This is a genomic window from Pseudomonas sp. R15(2017) (genome assembly GCF_002112685.1).
GTDB lineage: Bacteria > Pseudomonadota > Gammaproteobacteria > Pseudomonadales > Pseudomonadaceae > Aquipseudomonas > Aquipseudomonas glycinae.
This window is the reverse complement of the sequence record NZ_NEII01000013.1, coordinates 111,064-126,622: the sequence shown is the minus strand read 5'-3', so window position 1 is coordinate 126,622 and position 15,559 is coordinate 111,064. Positions and strand designations below refer to the sequence as shown.

The window sequence follows — 15,559 nt, the reverse complement described above, 5'->3', positions numbered from 1 at the left end:
CATGGCTGAGAGCGAAAGCGGTCAGGACAAAACAGAAGACCCCACGGAGAAGCGCAAAAAGGACTCCCGGGAAAAGGGTGAGATTGCCCGTTCCAAGGAGCTCAACACGCTGGCGATCATGCTCGCCGGCTCTGCCGCACTGCTGATTTTTGGCGGGATGCTGGCGCAGGAATTGATGGATCTGATGCGCCAGAACTTCACGCTGTCGCGGGAAGTGATCATGGACGAGCGCTCGATGGCGACGTTCCTGATGAACTCCGGATTGCAGGCATTGCTGGCGATCCAGCCGATCATGATTACTCTGTTGCTGGCGGCATTCCTCGGGCCGATTGCGCTGGGCGGCTGGTTGTTTGCCGCCGGTTCGCTGGCGCCCAAGTTCAGCCGGATGAACCCGGCGGCAGGCCTCAAGCGGATGTTCTCGATGAAGGCCGTGGTCGAACTGCTCAAGGCGCTGGCCAAGTTTCTCATCACGCTGGGTGTGGCGCTGGTGGTGCTCAATTCGGACATCGACGACCTGCTGCGCATCGCCCACGAGCCGCTGGATCGGGCGATCATTCACAGCTTGCAACTGGTGGGCTGGAGTTCGCTGTGGCTGGCCTGCGGGTTGATCATCATCGCCGCCGTCGACGTGCCCGTGCAGATCTGGGAAAGCATCAAGAAGCTCAAGATGACCAAGCAGGAAGTGCGCGACGAGCACAAGGATCAGGAAGGTCGGCCGGAGGTCAAGCAGCGCATTCGCCAGCTCCAGCGCGAGATGTCGCAGCGGCGGATGATGGCGGCGATTCCGGATGCCGACGTGGTTATCACCAACCCGACCCACTACGCCGTGGCACTCAAGTACGACGCCGAGAAGGGCGGGGCGCCGATGCTGCTGGCCAAGGGCAGCGACTTCCTGGCGCTGAAGATCCGCGAAATCGCCGTGGCCAACAACGTCATGCTCCTGGAATCGCCAGCGCTGGCGCGTTCGATCTACTACTCCACAGAGCTGGAAGAAGAAATCCCCGGCGGGCTGTACCTGGCGGTCGCCCAGGTACTGGCCTACGTCTACCAGATCCGTCAGCACCGCGCGGGCAAGGGCAAATTCCCGGAACCGCTCAAGGACGACCTGCCGATCCCGCCGGATCTGCGGCGCGATTCCTGATTTGTGATCAAACAAAAAAAACCGCCATCCGGTTGAACCTGATGGCGGTTTTTTCATACCCGATGATCTGTGGTGCTTGTGAGGCCGCCTTCGCGGGCAAGTCGAATCGTCGCACCGCCGCTCCCACAGGTTTAGCGTCGCTCGGAAAATATGAGCACACCACAAATCACTGTGGGAGCGGGCTTGCCCGCGAAGGCGTCAGTCGCCACGACACATCTATCAAGCCTTTACACGGAGACCTGCGACGGCGGTATTTCCAGATTATCCAGCACCCGATTCACCGCCAGTTCGCCGAGCATGATCAGTTGCGCAATCCCCACCAGCGTCCTGCGCTGCGAGGCGGGCATGAGGTGGGTGAAGTCATTGACGATGGTTCTGGCTGAGGCCAGGGTTTCGCAGGCATCGGCCAGCAGCTCTTCGTTTTTGAAGTCCGCGGTGACGGCGTACATTCTGCGGTTTTTGCGCGGTGGTGGCGTGGAGCCGGGCGGGCAGAGATAGTGATCGAGGGCGCGGTCGGCGGCTTCGTGAAGCTTTCTGGAATCGGCGGATTCGTAGGGCGAGGCGGGGTCAGTTACGGGTGGGTTGGGTGTGGGTTTGATCATGGTGAAGCTCCTATAAAGTGGAGCCGCCCAGAACTGTCGCTAAACAGTAAGGTGGCGGCTGTACGCAGGTTAGCGAACCGGTTATAGGCACCCGGCAGACCCGAGGGTCTCCCGCATACAGCCACCATAGCGGAGTTGCAGACATTGAACCTGCGACAAGGCATCGAGCGCTGGTGCACCTATTTATGATTCGAGTCGCTAAACCCGATCGCTGATTCGTCAGCGACCGAACCACAATAGAACCCGACCCCAAGGCGCACAAGCCGGCGGATTCTGGCGTAGCTGTAGGCAATGGCGCAAGGATTCGTGGCCTGTAAGGCGTGTCTGAAGGTGTCTTTTAAACGTACGAGTTTAAAAGACATTTTGTGCTGATTTCTCGGGCGCCTTCGCGAGCAAACTCGCTCCCACCTTTGGAATGCATTTCCCTGTGGAAGCGACTTTGCTGGTAAATAAATATGTCCCCTTCTTTCTTATTTCCTTTGCGTCGAGCGCGCGTGCCGTTTGTTGCACGTCAAGCTCAGCCAGGCAGGAGACACCAGCCATGTGCCTGTGAGTTATTGCCAGTGAAACAGACGATGGACCATGCGTTCGGGTTATTGGTTGCGACCGCAAGGTATTGTCCGGCGCCACATCCATCATTACGACATAGCCAGCCGCCTGCGCTGGATACCAGTGGTCTGTATTTGATTTTCAGCACATCGATTGCTGCATTTGAAACAGGTGATCCGCCGATTGAATTCATCCAGTTGATAGCTGCGCTGATGCTGTAGGTATGTGTAGGGGTCATGACAAGGCGTACAACATTTTGTACTTTGACGGGGAACGAAACTTCACGTTGAGTGCTGTTTTCTCGCACGGTAATAGTCGCATCGCCGTTTTTGAGACCGCTGACCAGCCCGACACCATTAACTGTCGCGACATCGGTAGCGTTGGAAAAATAGTAGTAGCCGCCATCTCCAGAAGTTGGAACCCGTGTTTGTGTCGTGCCGGGTGCAGGGGTTCCGGTCAGGGCAAGAAAGTCCGCGTTGACGTTCAGGCCATTAAGCTCCATGAGGGTGGGTTCTATGGTGAAAGGATGCAATGCCTTGACGGTATAAGTGCGCAATGGCAACGCCACCGCCGTGTCGGCATCGACGATCCTATCCAGATTTACTTCTACCTTGGTCGTCAGTTCAGTCCCGTCTTTGAGGCCCTTAAGCCATTCAACCGGCGCCTCTACCGACAAACCATCCACTGAATCATTAAGCTCTCCCGACCTGACCTCCTTGCTGACTGGATTGCCGTTCTTGTCAAAGCCTGAACACTTCACCCAGATCGGCTGCCCAGGCTCGAACAGCGGCCACTTCGCTGCGTGAATCCGCGCATCTGTTGTGAGTTCTTGAACCTTCAGCTCTGAACTCGTATTGCCGGCGATATTGGGTGTCGGCAAGCGCGGATCATTCTCGGCGACAGGTCGGATGGTCAGCGCCAAATCAGTAGATTCGTCTTCGGGTTTTCCTCCGCGAACCAGTTCCCAGCGCAACTTCATGGTTGACCCGCGCCGTGCCACGAGAAACGCTGGGTCAAGTTTGAAGTTGGCGCGTTTGTTCTCGTTGAGTGTCAGTAATGGAAAGGGTTCTGTGCCGGGTAACGAGTTAACTTCCAGCAACCGAGCCTGGTCACCCGGCAACGCTGACAGGTGTTCGACGCGCACGGTGACTCCGTTTTCGTAGGACAGCACATCAATGGGGTTGGTCGCCGGTGCCACCAGTGTTGGCGGCTTCAGATTGACCGGGGCTGTCCCTGTTACTGTGGCATTCGCCAGTTTGGAAGTGCCCACCAGATCACCGTTCGGCTTGCGCAGTTCGTAAGTCACGATGACGTTGCTACCGGCAAAGATCTTGTTGTTCGGCACTTCAAGGATGCAGGGTTTTTTCTGCCCGAACGGATCCGCTTCGACTTTGCCGCTGACGGTAACCACCACATCAGCGGGTTGCCCCGTGTTTTTCGCTGTGTACGTCGCGATGACTTCATAGCCCGCGACAAAGCGCGGGTCTATCGTCAGGACCACCAGCAGCAATGGCTTGCCCGCCAGTTTCACCAGATCGATTTCCTCGGCGTCGTCGCCGGGATAATCCTCCATCCGCTCCAACAGGATCGCCATTGGCAGACGCGTACCATCCAGGTCCTCATCTACCGTCTGCACCGGCGACCACGGTGCATCGGTGTCCGGGCTGTTGCCGAGCTGATCGGTGATGGTGTAGGAGAAATGCAGTTTTTTGTCCTGACGTTTCGCCTTGTCCAGATAGGCCCGGGTGATGGTGAAGCAAATGGTAATGGGGATTTCGTCACCGGGATTCGGCGGTTGCGGCGCCTGATTCGGATCGACCTTGGGCTTGGGCTCCAGCAGTTCGCCATTGCACTTGAGGGTGATGAGGTCATACGCCCGGCAATATGGATAGGCCACACACACTTCGGCGCTGACGAAATCCGGGCCGACGCCGTTCTTGATCGCGTCAGGCAGAAGGAGCTTGAGTTCAGAGTGGCCACCGGGATCGGTCAGGCGATCCTTCAGGCCGGGACGGATGCGGTTGTAGAGGATTTCCAGCGGTGGTGTGGATGTGCCTCGATTGGCGCTGCCGCGCCTGACGGTGTAGTACAACATGTTGACCTTGTCCGGATGCAGGCGACCCTTGGGAATGCGCAACGTGGTGCGCACGTCCGGATCGACAATGGTTTCGCTGTCCAGTGCGGCCGTTTCATTCTCAAGCCAAAGCTCCATGACGTCGTCGGGATCCATGTTGCCCGCCAACGGTGGGTCGACGAGGACAACGGCGCCTTCACCGTCGGTGACCAGATCATAGGCCACCAGGGGCACGCCGATATGTGCACCTGCCACGGGCGTGGTCTGGCCGTTGACTATTGGCGGGCTAAGGACGAGAACGGTGTTGTCCGGTGGGGTTGAGGTGGTCATGGATGAGGCTCCTGCGCGGCGGGAACGGGCAGGGTTATCAGAGCGCTTAATTGCAGATTGCGCACCTGTCAGATCTGGCAGGTGTCGACGGTTTAACGACTAGTGGTCGTGTACTGTATGAAAAAACCGCCGTCCCGGTTGATTCGGAACGGCGGTTCTTTTTGTCTGGAAAGATGTGTTGCCTGTAAGTCAGCCTTCGTGAGCAAGCTCACTCCCACAGGGGGGCATCAGTGGCTACGTGTTAATTCGGTATTTCCAGATTGTCCAGCACCCGATTCACCGCCAGTTCGCCGAGCATGATCAGTTGCGTAATCCCCACCAATGTCCCGCGCTGCGAGGCAGGCATGAGGTGGGTGAAGTCATTGACGATGGTTCTGGCTGAGGCCAGGGTTTCGCAGGCATCGGCCAGCAGCTCTTCGTTTTTGAAGTCCGCGGTGACGGCATACATTCTGCGGTTTTTGCGCGGTGGTGGCGTGGAGCCGGGCGGGCAGAGATAGTGATCCAGGGCGCGGTCGGCGGCTTCGTGAAGCTTTCTGGAATCGGCGGATTCGTAGGGCGAGGCGGGGTCGGTTTCGGGTGGATTGGGTGTTGGTTTGATCATGGTGAAGCTCCGTGGTTGATTTAGCCGCCACGGCTCATCGCTAAACAAGTAAAGGTGGCGGCTGTACGCAGGTTAGCGATCCGGGCCACAGGAACCCCGGGTAGACCCTAAGGTCTCCCGCGCACAGCCACCATGACGCCAATTGTAGGAAGGAAAAACCTGCAATCGAGACTGGGCATGTTGTGTCTGTAAAGTGCCGGATCGCTAAACCCGATCGCTGATTCGTCAGCGACCGATCCACAATAGAACCCGACCCCACAGCGCACAAGCCGGCGGATTCTGGCGTAGCCGTAGGCAACGGCGCAAGGATTCGTAGCCTGTAAGGCGTGTCTGAAGGTGTCTTTTAAACACCGCAGTTTAAGGGGCGCTTGGTGCCGCCGGTCTGAAAAGACCCTCCACCTGTTAGTTCTGACAGTAGACGCGTGTTGTTTCCTGGCGCCTCATAAACCCGCAATTCACGCCGTTGCCTATTCGCACTCTGCGAGCGCAGTGGTTGATAACTCATTCACTGGAAATTCGGGGTAGAACATGACAAGGCGCGTTTACCGAAAACTGCCGGGCATGGAGATGGAGTTCGTTTCGGGGAAGCTGGAAAGGGACGCAGGCGAGCGCGCCATCTTCTATGAGGTGACGTTCAACCTGAAACTGGACTTTCTCAACTTTCTGGTCATGGCCAATCAGTTCATTCCGAGTTATCTGGATAATCCCATCAATGCGATCCGGCCTGAACTGGCCGGGTTTGCGTATCACTACTCCTACAACTACTTCTTTGGCGCAGCCGGTAATATCCGCGATAACCCGTCGTTGTTCGCTCTATTTACCGACCCCATTTATTACATGGACCAGTGGGCGAGTGATGGCGGGCCTGTAGAGCAACGATATGGAAAACCCTCGTTCACGGTAGTCGGCAACCAATTGCGCATCACAACGCGGCAGTACTTTCGGCTGGATGCGGGGGCTCTTCCGATTGAAATCAGCGACCTGCCAATCATACTTTTCGGATGGGCCTTGAATCTGATGGAAGGTCATGTGAAGTCCACTGATGTCGCGCCTGTCACCATGGCGGTGCTGATGTATACGGAGGAGGATGTTGTCGATGTCGGTGGTCACGGCGTGTTCAGGGGCACGCGCTATCTGGATAATGCAGCCCTCTCTTTCGGTCCGATCACTTCGGCGCACATTCTGGTAGCCAGTTGACTATCGGGGTTTCATCTCAGTGAACATCGCTGAACAGGGGCGGGCGTACGACGTGCGTGCCGCCCCTTTGTGCATTCATCACCCCTCTGTTTCACGCCTTGGCAAAAGTTGGAAGGCTTCTTGCAGTAGCCGCCCTGCGCCCGCTTCGGGCGTCAAAAGTTTGCTTTAAAGGAACGGGGAAAACCGGTGGATCGCTCTCAGTTATTCAACACTGCTCGCTCGAATGTTGCCGACCTCAGTCGAGGCAATCTGGGTGTGCCGCTGTTGCTGCTGGTCATGCTGGCGATGATGATGTTGCCGGTACCGCCGTTCCTGCTCGACGTGTTCTTCACCTTCAACATTGCCCTGTCGATCGTCGTGCTGCTGGTCTGCGTGTACGCCTTGCGGCCGCTGGATTTTGCGGTGTTCCCGACGATCCTGCTGGTGGCGACGCTGTTGCGACTGGCGCTGAACGTGGCGTCGACGCGGGTGGTGATGCTCCACGGTCAGGACGGCCACGCCGCCGCCGGTAAGGTAATCCAGGCCTTCGGTGAGGTGGTGATCGGCGGTAACTACGTGGTCGGTATCGTGGTCTTCGCGATCCTGATGATCATCAACTTCGTCGTGGTGACCAAGGGTGCTGGCCGGATCTCCGAGGTGAGCGCGCGTTTCACCCTCGACGCGATGCCCGGCAAGCAAATGGCAATCGACGCCGACCTCAACGCCGGTCTGATCGACCAGGCGCAGGCCAAGGCCCGTCGTCAGGAAGTGGCCCAGGAGGCAGAGTTCTACGGCTCGATGGACGGTGCCAGCAAGTTCGTCCGTGGTGACGCCATCGCCGGCCTGCTGATTCTGTTCATCAACCTGATCGGCGGCATGGCTGTCGGTATCTTCCAGCACAACATGACTTTCGCCGACGCGGGCAAGGTTTACGCCTTGCTGACCATCGGTGACGGTTTAGTGGCGCAATTGCCATCACTGTTGTTATCTACAGCGGCGGCGATCATGGTGACCCGTGCTTCCGGCTCGGAAGACATGGGCAAGCAGATCAATCGGCAGATGTTCGCCTCGCCGAAAGCGCTGGCCGTCGCCGCCGGTCTGATGGCGGTCATGGGCCTGGTGCCGGGCATGCCGCACTTCTCGTTCCTGACCATGGCTGCCCTGGCGGCCGGTGGCGCTTACCTGTTCTGGAAGAAGCAGAACGTGGCCAAGGTCATCGCGCTGGAAGAGGTCAAACGTCAACAGGAGCTGCTGCCGTCGCCGGCCCGCGCCATGGAAACCAAGGAGCTGGGCTGGGACGACGTGACCCCGATCGACATGATCGGCCTGGAAGTCGGCTACCGCCTGATTCCGCTGGTGGACCGCAATCAGGGCGGGCAATTGCTGGCGCGGATCAAGGGCGTGCGCAAGAAGCTCTCGCAGGATCTGGGCTTTCTGATGCCGACCGTGCACATCCGCGACAACCTCGATCTGGCGCCAAGCGCCTATCGCCTGACCCTGATGGGCGTGATCCTGGCCGAAGCCGAGATTTACCCGGATCGCGAACTGGCGATCAACCCGGGGCAGGTCTATGGCTCGCTCAACGGTATTACCGCCAAAGATCCGGCTTTCGGCCTGGAGGCGGTGTGGATCGAAGTCAGCCAGCGCGCCCAGGCGCAATCGCTCGGTTACACCGTGGTGGACGCCAGCACCGTGGTTGCGACCCACTTGAACCAGATTCTGTACAAGCACTCCAGCGAGCTGATCGGTCACGAAGAAGTGCAGCAATTGATGCAATTGCTGGCCAAGAGCTCGCCGAAACTGGCCGAAGAGCTGGTGCCGGGCGTGGTCACGCTGTCGCAGTTGCTCAAAGTGCTGCAGGCGTTGCTGGCCGAACACGTGCCGGTGCGCGATATCCGCAGCATTGCCGAAGCCATCGCCAACAATGCCGCCAAGAGTCAAGATACCGCCGCTTTGGTGGCCGCTGTGCGGGTCGGCGTATCCCGCGCCATCGTCCAAAGCATTGTAGGGACTGAGTCGGAGCTGCCAGTTATCACGCTGGAGCCAAGGTTGGAACAAATATTGCTCAATAGTCTGCAGAAGGCAGGACAAGGCTCGGAAGAGGGCGTTCTGCTGGAGCCGAGCATGGCCGAGAAGCTGCAGCGTTCGCTGATCGAAGCGGCGCAGCGCCAGGAAATGCAAGGTCAGCCGGTGATCCTGTTGGTAGCAGGCCCGGTTCGCGCGATGCTCTCGCGCTTTGGTCGCCTGGCAGTTCCCGGACTGCATGTGCTGGCCTACCAGGAAATTCCGGACAACAAGCAAGTGACCATCGTTGCGACAGTAGGGCCCAACGGCTGAGGTAGTGGTTTATGCAAGTTAAGCGTTTTTTCGCCGCCGATATGCGTCAGGCCATGAAGCTGGTTCGTGATGAGCTGGGTGCTGATGCCGCCATCATTGGCAACCGCCGCATCGCCGGCGGCGTCGAGCTGACCGCGGCGCTCGATTACAAACTGTCTGCGCTGGCCCCGCGTGTTCCGAACATGGAACTCGAGGATGAGCTGCGCAAGACCCAGTCGCGCATCGTCACCGCCCAGGCCGAGCTGAGCCTGCGTGGCGAAGCCGACGGCAACACCAATCGCCAGTTGTTCGCCGGGCTGCCGTTGACGGCGGGCCTGCCGCTGACCGCTGCCGAACCGCTGACCGAACCGACCTACGAAGCGCCGGCTCGTCCGGCACCAGCGCCTGCAGCGGTTTCCGCTGGCGTCGATCCGCGTGCACTGGACTCGATGCGTTTCGAACTCAACAGCCTGCGCGAACTGATGGAAGTGCAACTCGGCACCCTGGCCTGGAACCAGCTGCAAGGCAGCCGTCCGGCCCAGGCCAATCTGTACCGTCGTCTGCAACGCATCGGTCTGTCCGGCCCGCTGTCCCGTGATCTGCTGTCGATGATCACCGAGATCGACGAACCGCGTCAGGCCTGGCGCATGCTGCTGGCGCACCTGGCGCGGATGATTACCGTGCCGGAAGTCGAGCCGCTGGAAGAGGGCGGGGTGATTGCGATGGTCGGCCCGGCCGGCATGGGCAAGACCACCACCCTGGCCAAACTGGCCGCCCGCTACGTGCTCAAGTACGGCGCGCAGAACATCGCGCTGGTGAGCATGGACAGTTTCCGTATCGGTGCTCAGGAGCAACTCAAGACGCTGGGCCGCATCCTCAATGTGTCGGTGACCCACGTCGATCCGGGCCAGTCCCTGGTGCAGGCGCTGGATCCACTGCTGCGCAAACGCGTGGTGCTGATTGACACCGCCGGCCTGCAAGCCAGCGATCCGGCCCTGCGCATGCAGCTGGAAAGTCTGGCCGGTCGTGGCATTCGGTCAAAAAATTATCTGGTTCTGGCAACCACCAGCCAAAAACAGGTTCTAACCGCCGCTTATCACAGTTACAAGCGTTGCGGGCTTGCCGGCTGCATCCTGACTAAACTGGATGAGACGGCCAGTCTGGGCGAAGTGTTGAGCCTGGCGATCAGTCACGAACTGCCGGTTGCCTACCTGACCGATGGCCCACGGATTCCGGATGATCTGCATCTGCCGCGGCGTCATCAACTGGTCAGTCGCGCCGTCAGCGTGCAAATGCAGGAAGAACCCAGCGAAGAAGCCATGGCTGACATGTTCGCTGATATCTACCACAGTCCGACCAAGCAGGTTGGCTGAGGTAATGAACAGTTTTCGTACCTACATCGATGGCCTGCCACGCATTGTTCCGGTTGTGAACGCGCAGCCAGTAATGTGGCCTCCGTCTATGCAAGACAAGGTAAAGAAATAACATGGGCAGCATGCATCCCGTACAGGTGATCGCGGTGACCGGCGGCAAAGGTGGCGTCGGCAAGACTAATGTGTCAGTGAACTTGTCCCTGGCCCTGGCAGAGCTTGGCCGTCGGGTCATGCTGCTGGACGCCGACCTGGGGCTGGCGAACGTCGACGTTCTGCTGGGCCTCACACCCAAACGCACCCTGGCCGACGTGATCGAAGGCCGCTGCGAGCTGCGCGACGTGCTGTTGCAGGGCCCCGGCGGGATCCGCATCGTGCCGGCCGCTTCCGGCACCCAGAGCATGGTTCACCTGAGCCCGGCCCAGCATGCCGGCCTGATTCAGGCGTTCAGCGACATCGGCGACAATCTCGACGTGCTGGTGATCGACACCGCTGCGGGTATTGGTGACTCGGTAGTCAGTTTTGTTCGCGCAGCGCAGGAAGTGTTGCTGGTGGTCTGCGACGAGCCGACCTCGATCACCGACGCCTACGCGCTGATCAAGCTGCTCAACCGCGATTACGGCATGAACCGCTTCCGCGTCCTGGCCAACATGGCTCAGAGCCCGCAGGAAGGTCGCAATCTGTTCGCCAAGTTGACCAAGGTCACGGATCGCTTCCTCGACGTCGCCCTACAATACGTCGGCGCGGTGCCCTACGACGAAAGCGTGCGCAAGGCGGTGCAGAAGCAGCGTGCGGTCTATGAAGCCTTCCCGCGTTCCAAGTGCGCACTGGCGTTCAAGGCGATCGCACAGAAGGTCGACACCTGGCCGCTGCCCGCCAACCCGCGCGGCCACCTCGAATTTTTCGTCGAGCGCCTCGTGCAGCAAACGGCAGGACCTGTGCTATGACCGCCAGCGGTATGAACCTTTACAAAAAGTCGGCGCGTGACGCGCAGTACGAGTTGATCGAGCGTTACGCGCCACTGGTCAAACGCATCGCCTACCACTTGCTGGCGCGGTTGCCGGCCAGTGTGCAGGTCGAAGACTTGATCCAGGCCGGGATGATCGGTTTGCTCGAAGTCTCGACCAAATACGACGCCAGCAAGGGTGCCAGTTTTGAAACGTACGCGGGCATCCGGATCCGCGGCGCGATGCTCGATGAAGTCCGAAAAGGGGACTGGGCTCCGCGCTCGGTTCACCGCAATACCCGTATGGTCAGCGACGCGATTCGCTCGATTGAAGCTAAAACCGGCCGTGACGCTAAAGATCATGAGGTTGCGGCCGAACTCCAATTGAGTCTCGACGATTACTACGGGATTTTGAACGACACCCTGGGCAGCCGCCTGTTCAGTTTCGACGACCTGTTGCAGGACGGCGAACACGAAGGGCTGCACGAGGATGGCGCCAGTGCTCATCTGGAGCCGTCGCGCGATCTGGAAGACGAACGTTTCCAGGCCGCGCTGGCGGACGCGATTGCCAATTTGCCGGAGCGTGAGCGACTGGTGTTGGCGCTGTACTACGACGAAGAGCTGAACCTCAAGGAGATCGGTGAAGTCCTTGGCGTCAGTGAATCGCGGGTCAGTCAGTTACACAGCCAGTGCGCGGCCCGCTTGCGGGGGCGTTTGGGGGAGTGGCGAGCGCGCTGAAGGCAGTGTGGGGACACTGCGAACGAGGCTGGTGCGGTGGTGAACGGCACCGGTCTTGCTCTGTTGTGCTCCAGACAGTCATCGAGTGTTTTGCCGGATTGATTGAAATGGCGCGTCCAGGTGCTGGGCGCGTTTAAGACTGCTTGGAGGTCGAATTGAACAAAGACATGAAAATCCTCATCGTTGATGACTTCTCAACGATGCGGCGGATCATCAAGAACCTGTTGCGTGATCTCGGGTTCACCAACACCGTTGAAGCCGACGATGGCGTCACTGCCATTCCGGTGCTCAACAGCGGCAGCATCGACTTTCTGGTGACCGACTGGAACATGCCCGGCATGACCGGCATCGATCTGCTGCGCCACGTGCGCGCCGATGAAAAGCTCAAGCACCTGCCGGTGCTGATGGTGACTGCTGAAGCCAAGCGCGAGCAGATCATCGAAGCGGCCCAGGCCGGCGTTAACGGCTACGTGGTCAAACCTTTCACGGCTCAGGCGCTGAAAGAAAAAATCGAGAAGATTTTCGAACGCATCGGCTGATGACGCGCGGGGGAGCTATGGAGCATAACGAATCTTCATTGGGCGATTTCGAGTCGACCCTGAAAAAACACGCAGTCGAACTGGTCGAAAGCCTTGAAAAAGGCAAGTTCGGCGACGCCGTGCAACTGATCCATGAGCTCAATCAGACCCGTGACCGTGGCCTGTACCAGGAAGTGGGCAAGCTCACGCGTGAACTGCACAGTGCGATCGTCAACTTCCAGATCGATCCGCACATGCCGCAGGCTGAGGAAGTGTCGCAAATCACCGACGCTACCGAGCGCCTGGGCTACGTGGTCAAACTGACCGAAGCTGCCGCCAACCGCACCATGGATCTGGTGGAAAGCGCGACCCCCGTGGTCAATGGCCTGGCTGACGAAGCCCAGGCCTTGAGCGCCGATTGGAGCCGCTTCATGCGCCGTGAGGTCGGGGCTGAGGAGTTCCGTGAGCTGGCGCGCCGGGTCGACGGTTTTCTGGCACGCAGCAGCGCGGACAACCGCGCGGTGTCGAGCAATCTGAACGACATTCTGCTCGCCCAGGATTACCAGGATCTCACCGGCCAGGTGATCAAACGCGTGACCCAGTTGGTCACCGAAGTCGAAAGCAACCTGCTCAAGCTCGTGCTCATGGCCAGCCAGGTGGACCGCTTTGCGGGCATCGAACATGACCGTGCGGCGATGCTTGCTGAAAAAGATCCACAAAAACATCTCTCGCAGGGTGAAGGTCCGCAGATTCATGCCGATAAACGAGAAGACGTTGTGTCCGGTCAGGACGATGTGGACGATTTGTTATCCAGCCTTGGATTCTAGAGTTTTGGAATTATAGGTTTTTTGGGTTTTTAGACCTGTAGGAGCACCCCATTAATGAGCTTCGGCGCCGATGAAGAGATCCTTCAGGATTTCCTGGTTGAGGCCGGCGAGATTCTTGAGCAACTGTCCGAACAACTGGTCGAGCTGGAAAGCCGCCCGGATGACGCAGATCTGCTCAACGCAATTTTTCGCGGTTTCCACACTGTAAAAGGGGGCGCCGGCTTCCTTCAGCTCAACGAGCTGGTGGAGTGCTGTCACATCGCCGAAAACGTGTTCGACATCCTGCGCAAGGGCGAACGACGCGTAGATGCAGAACTGATGGACGTGGTGCTCGAAGCGCTGGACGCGGTGAACAGCATGTTCAGCGAAGTCCGCGATCGCAGCCCGATCACTGCCGCCACCCCGGAACTGCTGGCCGCCCTGGCGCGTCTGGCCGAACCGCAATCGGCGGATGAAGTTCCGGCTTCGCCCGTTGCCGAGATGATCGAAGAACTGGTCGTCGAAGGCGATTCGGGTGACATCACCGATAACGAATTTGAACAGTTGCTGGACTCGCTGAACGCCGTCAAGGCCGAAGCCGAAGCCCCGGCGGCTGCCGCTGCACCTGCTTCCACCGAAGCGGCCAGCGATGAAATCACCGACGCCGAGTTCGAGTCGTTGCTCGATCAGTTGCACGGCAAGGGCCAGTTCGCGGCGGACGCCGTGGCACCGGCGGCCGCTGCACCTGCTGCTCCGGCAGCGGGCGACAGCTCGGACATCACCGACGACGAATTCGAAGCCTTGCTCGATCAGTTGCACGGCAAGGGCAACTTTGCCGTCGATGCGCTGGAATCGGCGATTGCTGCGGTCCCTGCGACGGCTGCTCCGGCAGCCGCTGCGGCCGGTAGCGATCTGATCACCGACCACGAGTTCGAATCGCTGCTCGACGATCTGCATGGCAAAGGCAAGTTCACTGACGTCGCCACCGGTGCCGTCGTGACTGCCGGCAATGCTTCGGCGGTTGCAGCGCCTGCCGCCAAGGCCCCGGCTGCTGCGGCAAAACCTGCTGCAAAAACACCTGAGCCGAAAGCTGAACCGGCCAAGCCGGCCGCTGCGGCACCGGCTCCGGCCCGTGCACCGGCGACGCCGCCACCGGAAAAACCGACGACTGAAGCCGAGACCACCGTGCGTGTGGACACCGCACGTCTCGACGAAATCATGAACATGGTCGGCGAGCTGGTGCTTGTGCGTAACCGTCTGGTGCGCCTGGGCCTGAACAGCGGCGACGAGTCGATGCAGAAGGCCGTGTCGAACCTCGACGTGGTCACCGCCGACTTGCAGACCGCCGTCATGAAGACCCGGATGCAGCCGATCAAGAAAGTCTTCGGCCGCTTCCCGCGTCTGGTTCGCGATCTGGCACGCCAGCTCAAGAAAGAGATCAACCTGGAACTGGTGGGCGAAGAGACCGACCTCGACAAGAACCTCGTCGAGGCCCTGGCCGACCCGCTGGTCCACTTGGTGCGCAACGCCGTCGACCACGGCATCGAGTCGCCGGAAGAACGCGAAGCCTCGGGCAAGGCCCGTGGCGGCAAGGTGATCCTGGCGGCCGAGCAGGAAGGCGACCACATCCTGCTGTCGATCTCCGACGACGGCAAGGGCATGGACCCGAACGTCCTGCGCGCCATCGCCGTGAAACGCGGTGTGATGGACAAGGATGCCGCCGATCGCCTGAGCGACACCGAGTGCTACAACCTGATTTTCGCCCCGGGTTTCTCGACCAAGACCGAGATCTCCGATGTGTCCGGCCGCGGTGTGGGCATGGACGTGGTGAAGACCAAGATTTCCCAGCTCAACGGTTCGATCAACATCTACTCGACCAAGGGCCAGGGCTCGAAGATCGTCATCAAGGTGCCGCTGACGCTGGCGATCATGCCGACCCTGATGGTGATGCTCGGCAACCAGGCATTCGCGTTCCCGCTGGTGAACGTCAACGAAATCTTCCACCTCGACCTGTCGACCACCAACGTGGTGGATGGCCAGGAAGTGGTGATCGTGCGGGACAAGGCGCTGCCATTGTTCTACCTCAAGCGCTGGCTGGTCAGCTCCGCCGCTCACGAAGAGCAGCGCGAAGGCCATGTGGTGATCCTTTCGGTGGGCACCCAGCGGATCGGCTTCGTCGTCGATCAACTGGTCGGCCAGGAAGAAGTGGTCATCAAGCCATTGGGCAAAATGCTCCAGGGAACTCCGGGCATGTCCGGCGCCACCATCACCGGTGACGGCCGCATTGCACTGATTCTCGATGTTCCGAGCATGCTCAAGCGTTACGCCGCACGGCGTATTTGAATCCGGGGCGGCGGGGCGACAACGTCCCGCCGCACCTAATGGAGTGTTT

At 59.5% G+C, this 15,559-nt stretch carries 12 protein-coding genes; 9 read left to right on the top strand and 3 right to left on the bottom strand.

From position 1 onward, the window contains the following. The first annotated feature begins 1 nt into the window (after position 1). Positions 2-1,141: a flagellar biosynthesis protein FlhB gene (gene flhB / locus CAF77_RS24355; protein WP_064378621.1), complete on the top strand. Its 1,140-nt coding sequence runs from the start codon at positions 2-4 to the stop codon at positions 1,139-1,141. A 227-nt stretch (positions 1,142-1,368) separates the two neighbouring features. Here flhB and CAF77_RS24350 read toward each other — a convergent pair whose 3' ends face one another. The 3 genes from CAF77_RS24350 to CAF77_RS24340 form a co-directional block, all read right to left on the bottom strand. Beyond that, positions 1,369-1,743 (bottom strand): DUF6124 family protein, encoded by a 375-nt coding sequence (locus tag CAF77_RS24350; RefSeq protein ID WP_064378622.1) that lies wholly within the window; start codon positions 1,741-1,743, stop codon positions 1,369-1,371. 517 nt (positions 1,744-2,260) lie between these two features. Then, positions 2,261-4,696 (bottom strand): Ig-like domain-containing protein, encoded by a 2,436-nt coding sequence (locus CAF77_RS24345; protein ID WP_085655447.1) that lies wholly within the window; start codon positions 4,694-4,696, stop codon positions 2,261-2,263. A 241-nt stretch (positions 4,697-4,937) separates the two neighbouring features. After that, positions 4,938-5,297, bottom strand: coding sequence for a DUF6124 family protein (locus CAF77_RS24340; RefSeq protein ID WP_085655448.1), 360 nt, complete (start codon positions 5,295-5,297; stop codon positions 4,938-4,940). Between the two features lie 528 nt (positions 5,298-5,825). Between CAF77_RS24340 and CAF77_RS24335 the strand changes: the two genes are divergently transcribed. From CAF77_RS24335 to CAF77_RS24300, 8 genes are all read left to right on the top strand, one after another. Next, entirely contained in the window at positions 5,826-6,494 is a 669-nt protein-coding gene (locus tag CAF77_RS24335) for a hypothetical protein (RefSeq protein WP_085655449.1), read from the top strand. Between the two features lie 186 nt (positions 6,495-6,680). Next, entirely contained in the window at positions 6,681-8,810 is a 2,130-nt protein-coding gene (flhA, locus tag CAF77_RS24330) for a flagellar biosynthesis protein FlhA (RefSeq protein WP_064378626.1), read from the top strand. Between the two features lie 11 nt (positions 8,811-8,821). Then, on the top strand, positions 8,822-10,162 hold the full coding sequence (gene flhF / locus CAF77_RS24325) for a flagellar biosynthesis protein FlhF (RefSeq protein ID WP_085655450.1): 1,341 nt from the start codon (positions 8,822-8,824) through the stop codon (positions 10,160-10,162). Between the two features lie 113 nt (positions 10,163-10,275). After that, on the top strand, positions 10,276-11,106 hold the full coding sequence (gene fleN, locus CAF77_RS24320) for a flagellar synthesis regulator FleN (RefSeq protein ID WP_003222917.1): 831 nt from the start codon (positions 10,276-10,278) through the stop codon (positions 11,104-11,106). Beyond that, positions 11,103-11,843 (top strand): RNA polymerase sigma factor FliA, encoded by a 741-nt coding sequence (gene fliA / locus CAF77_RS24315; protein WP_007951959.1) that lies wholly within the window; start codon positions 11,103-11,105, stop codon positions 11,841-11,843. Before fleN ends, fliA begins: the two co-directional genes overlap by 4 nt. 167 nt (positions 11,844-12,010) lie before the next feature. Further along, a complete protein-coding gene (locus CAF77_RS24310) occupies positions 12,011-12,382 on the top strand; it encodes a chemotaxis response regulator CheY (RefSeq protein ID WP_064378627.1) in 372 nt (123 codons plus the stop codon). Between the two features lie 17 nt (positions 12,383-12,399). Next, positions 12,400-13,188, top strand: coding sequence for a protein phosphatase CheZ (locus tag CAF77_RS24305; protein ID WP_064378628.1), 789 nt, complete (start codon positions 12,400-12,402; stop codon positions 13,186-13,188). Positions 13,189-13,242: 54 nt separating this feature from the next. After that, entirely contained in the window at positions 13,243-15,510 is a 2,268-nt protein-coding gene (locus tag CAF77_RS24300) for a chemotaxis protein CheA (protein WP_064378629.1), read from the top strand. The last annotated feature ends 49 nt before the right edge of the window (positions 15,511-15,559 follow it).

Bases quoted from the DNA above. Each gene is read 5' to 3' on its own strand.
- CAF77_RS24300 (WP_064378629.1), top strand. From the start codon at position 13,243: ATGAGCTTCGGCGCCGATGAAGAGATCCTTCAGGATTTCCTGGTTGAG.
- fliA (WP_007951959.1), top strand. From the start codon at position 11,103: ATGACCGCCAGCGGTATGAACCTTTACAAAAAGTCGGCGCGTGACGCG.
- CAF77_RS24350 (WP_064378622.1), bottom strand. From the start codon at position 1,743: ATGATCAAACCCACACCCAACCCACCCGTAACTGACCCCGCCTCGCCC.
- CAF77_RS24310 (WP_064378627.1), top strand. From the start codon at position 12,011: ATGAAAATCCTCATCGTTGATGACTTCTCAACGATGCGGCGGATCATC.
- CAF77_RS24335 (WP_085655449.1), top strand. From the start codon at position 5,826: ATGACAAGGCGCGTTTACCGAAAACTGCCGGGCATGGAGATGGAGTTC.
- CAF77_RS24345 (WP_085655447.1), bottom strand. From the start codon at position 4,696: ATGACCACCTCAACCCCACCGGACAACACCGTTCTCGTCCTTAGCCCG.
- flhF (WP_085655450.1), top strand. From the start codon at position 8,822: ATGCAAGTTAAGCGTTTTTTCGCCGCCGATATGCGTCAGGCCATGAAG.
- flhB (WP_064378621.1), top strand. From the start codon at position 2: ATGGCTGAGAGCGAAAGCGGTCAGGACAAAACAGAAGACCCCACGGAG.
- fleN (WP_003222917.1), top strand. From the start codon at position 10,276: ATGGGCAGCATGCATCCCGTACAGGTGATCGCGGTGACCGGCGGCAAA.
- CAF77_RS24305 (WP_064378628.1), top strand. From the start codon at position 12,400: ATGGAGCATAACGAATCTTCATTGGGCGATTTCGAGTCGACCCTGAAA.
- CAF77_RS24340 (WP_085655448.1), bottom strand. From the start codon at position 5,297: ATGATCAAACCAACACCCAATCCACCCGAAACCGACCCCGCCTCGCCC.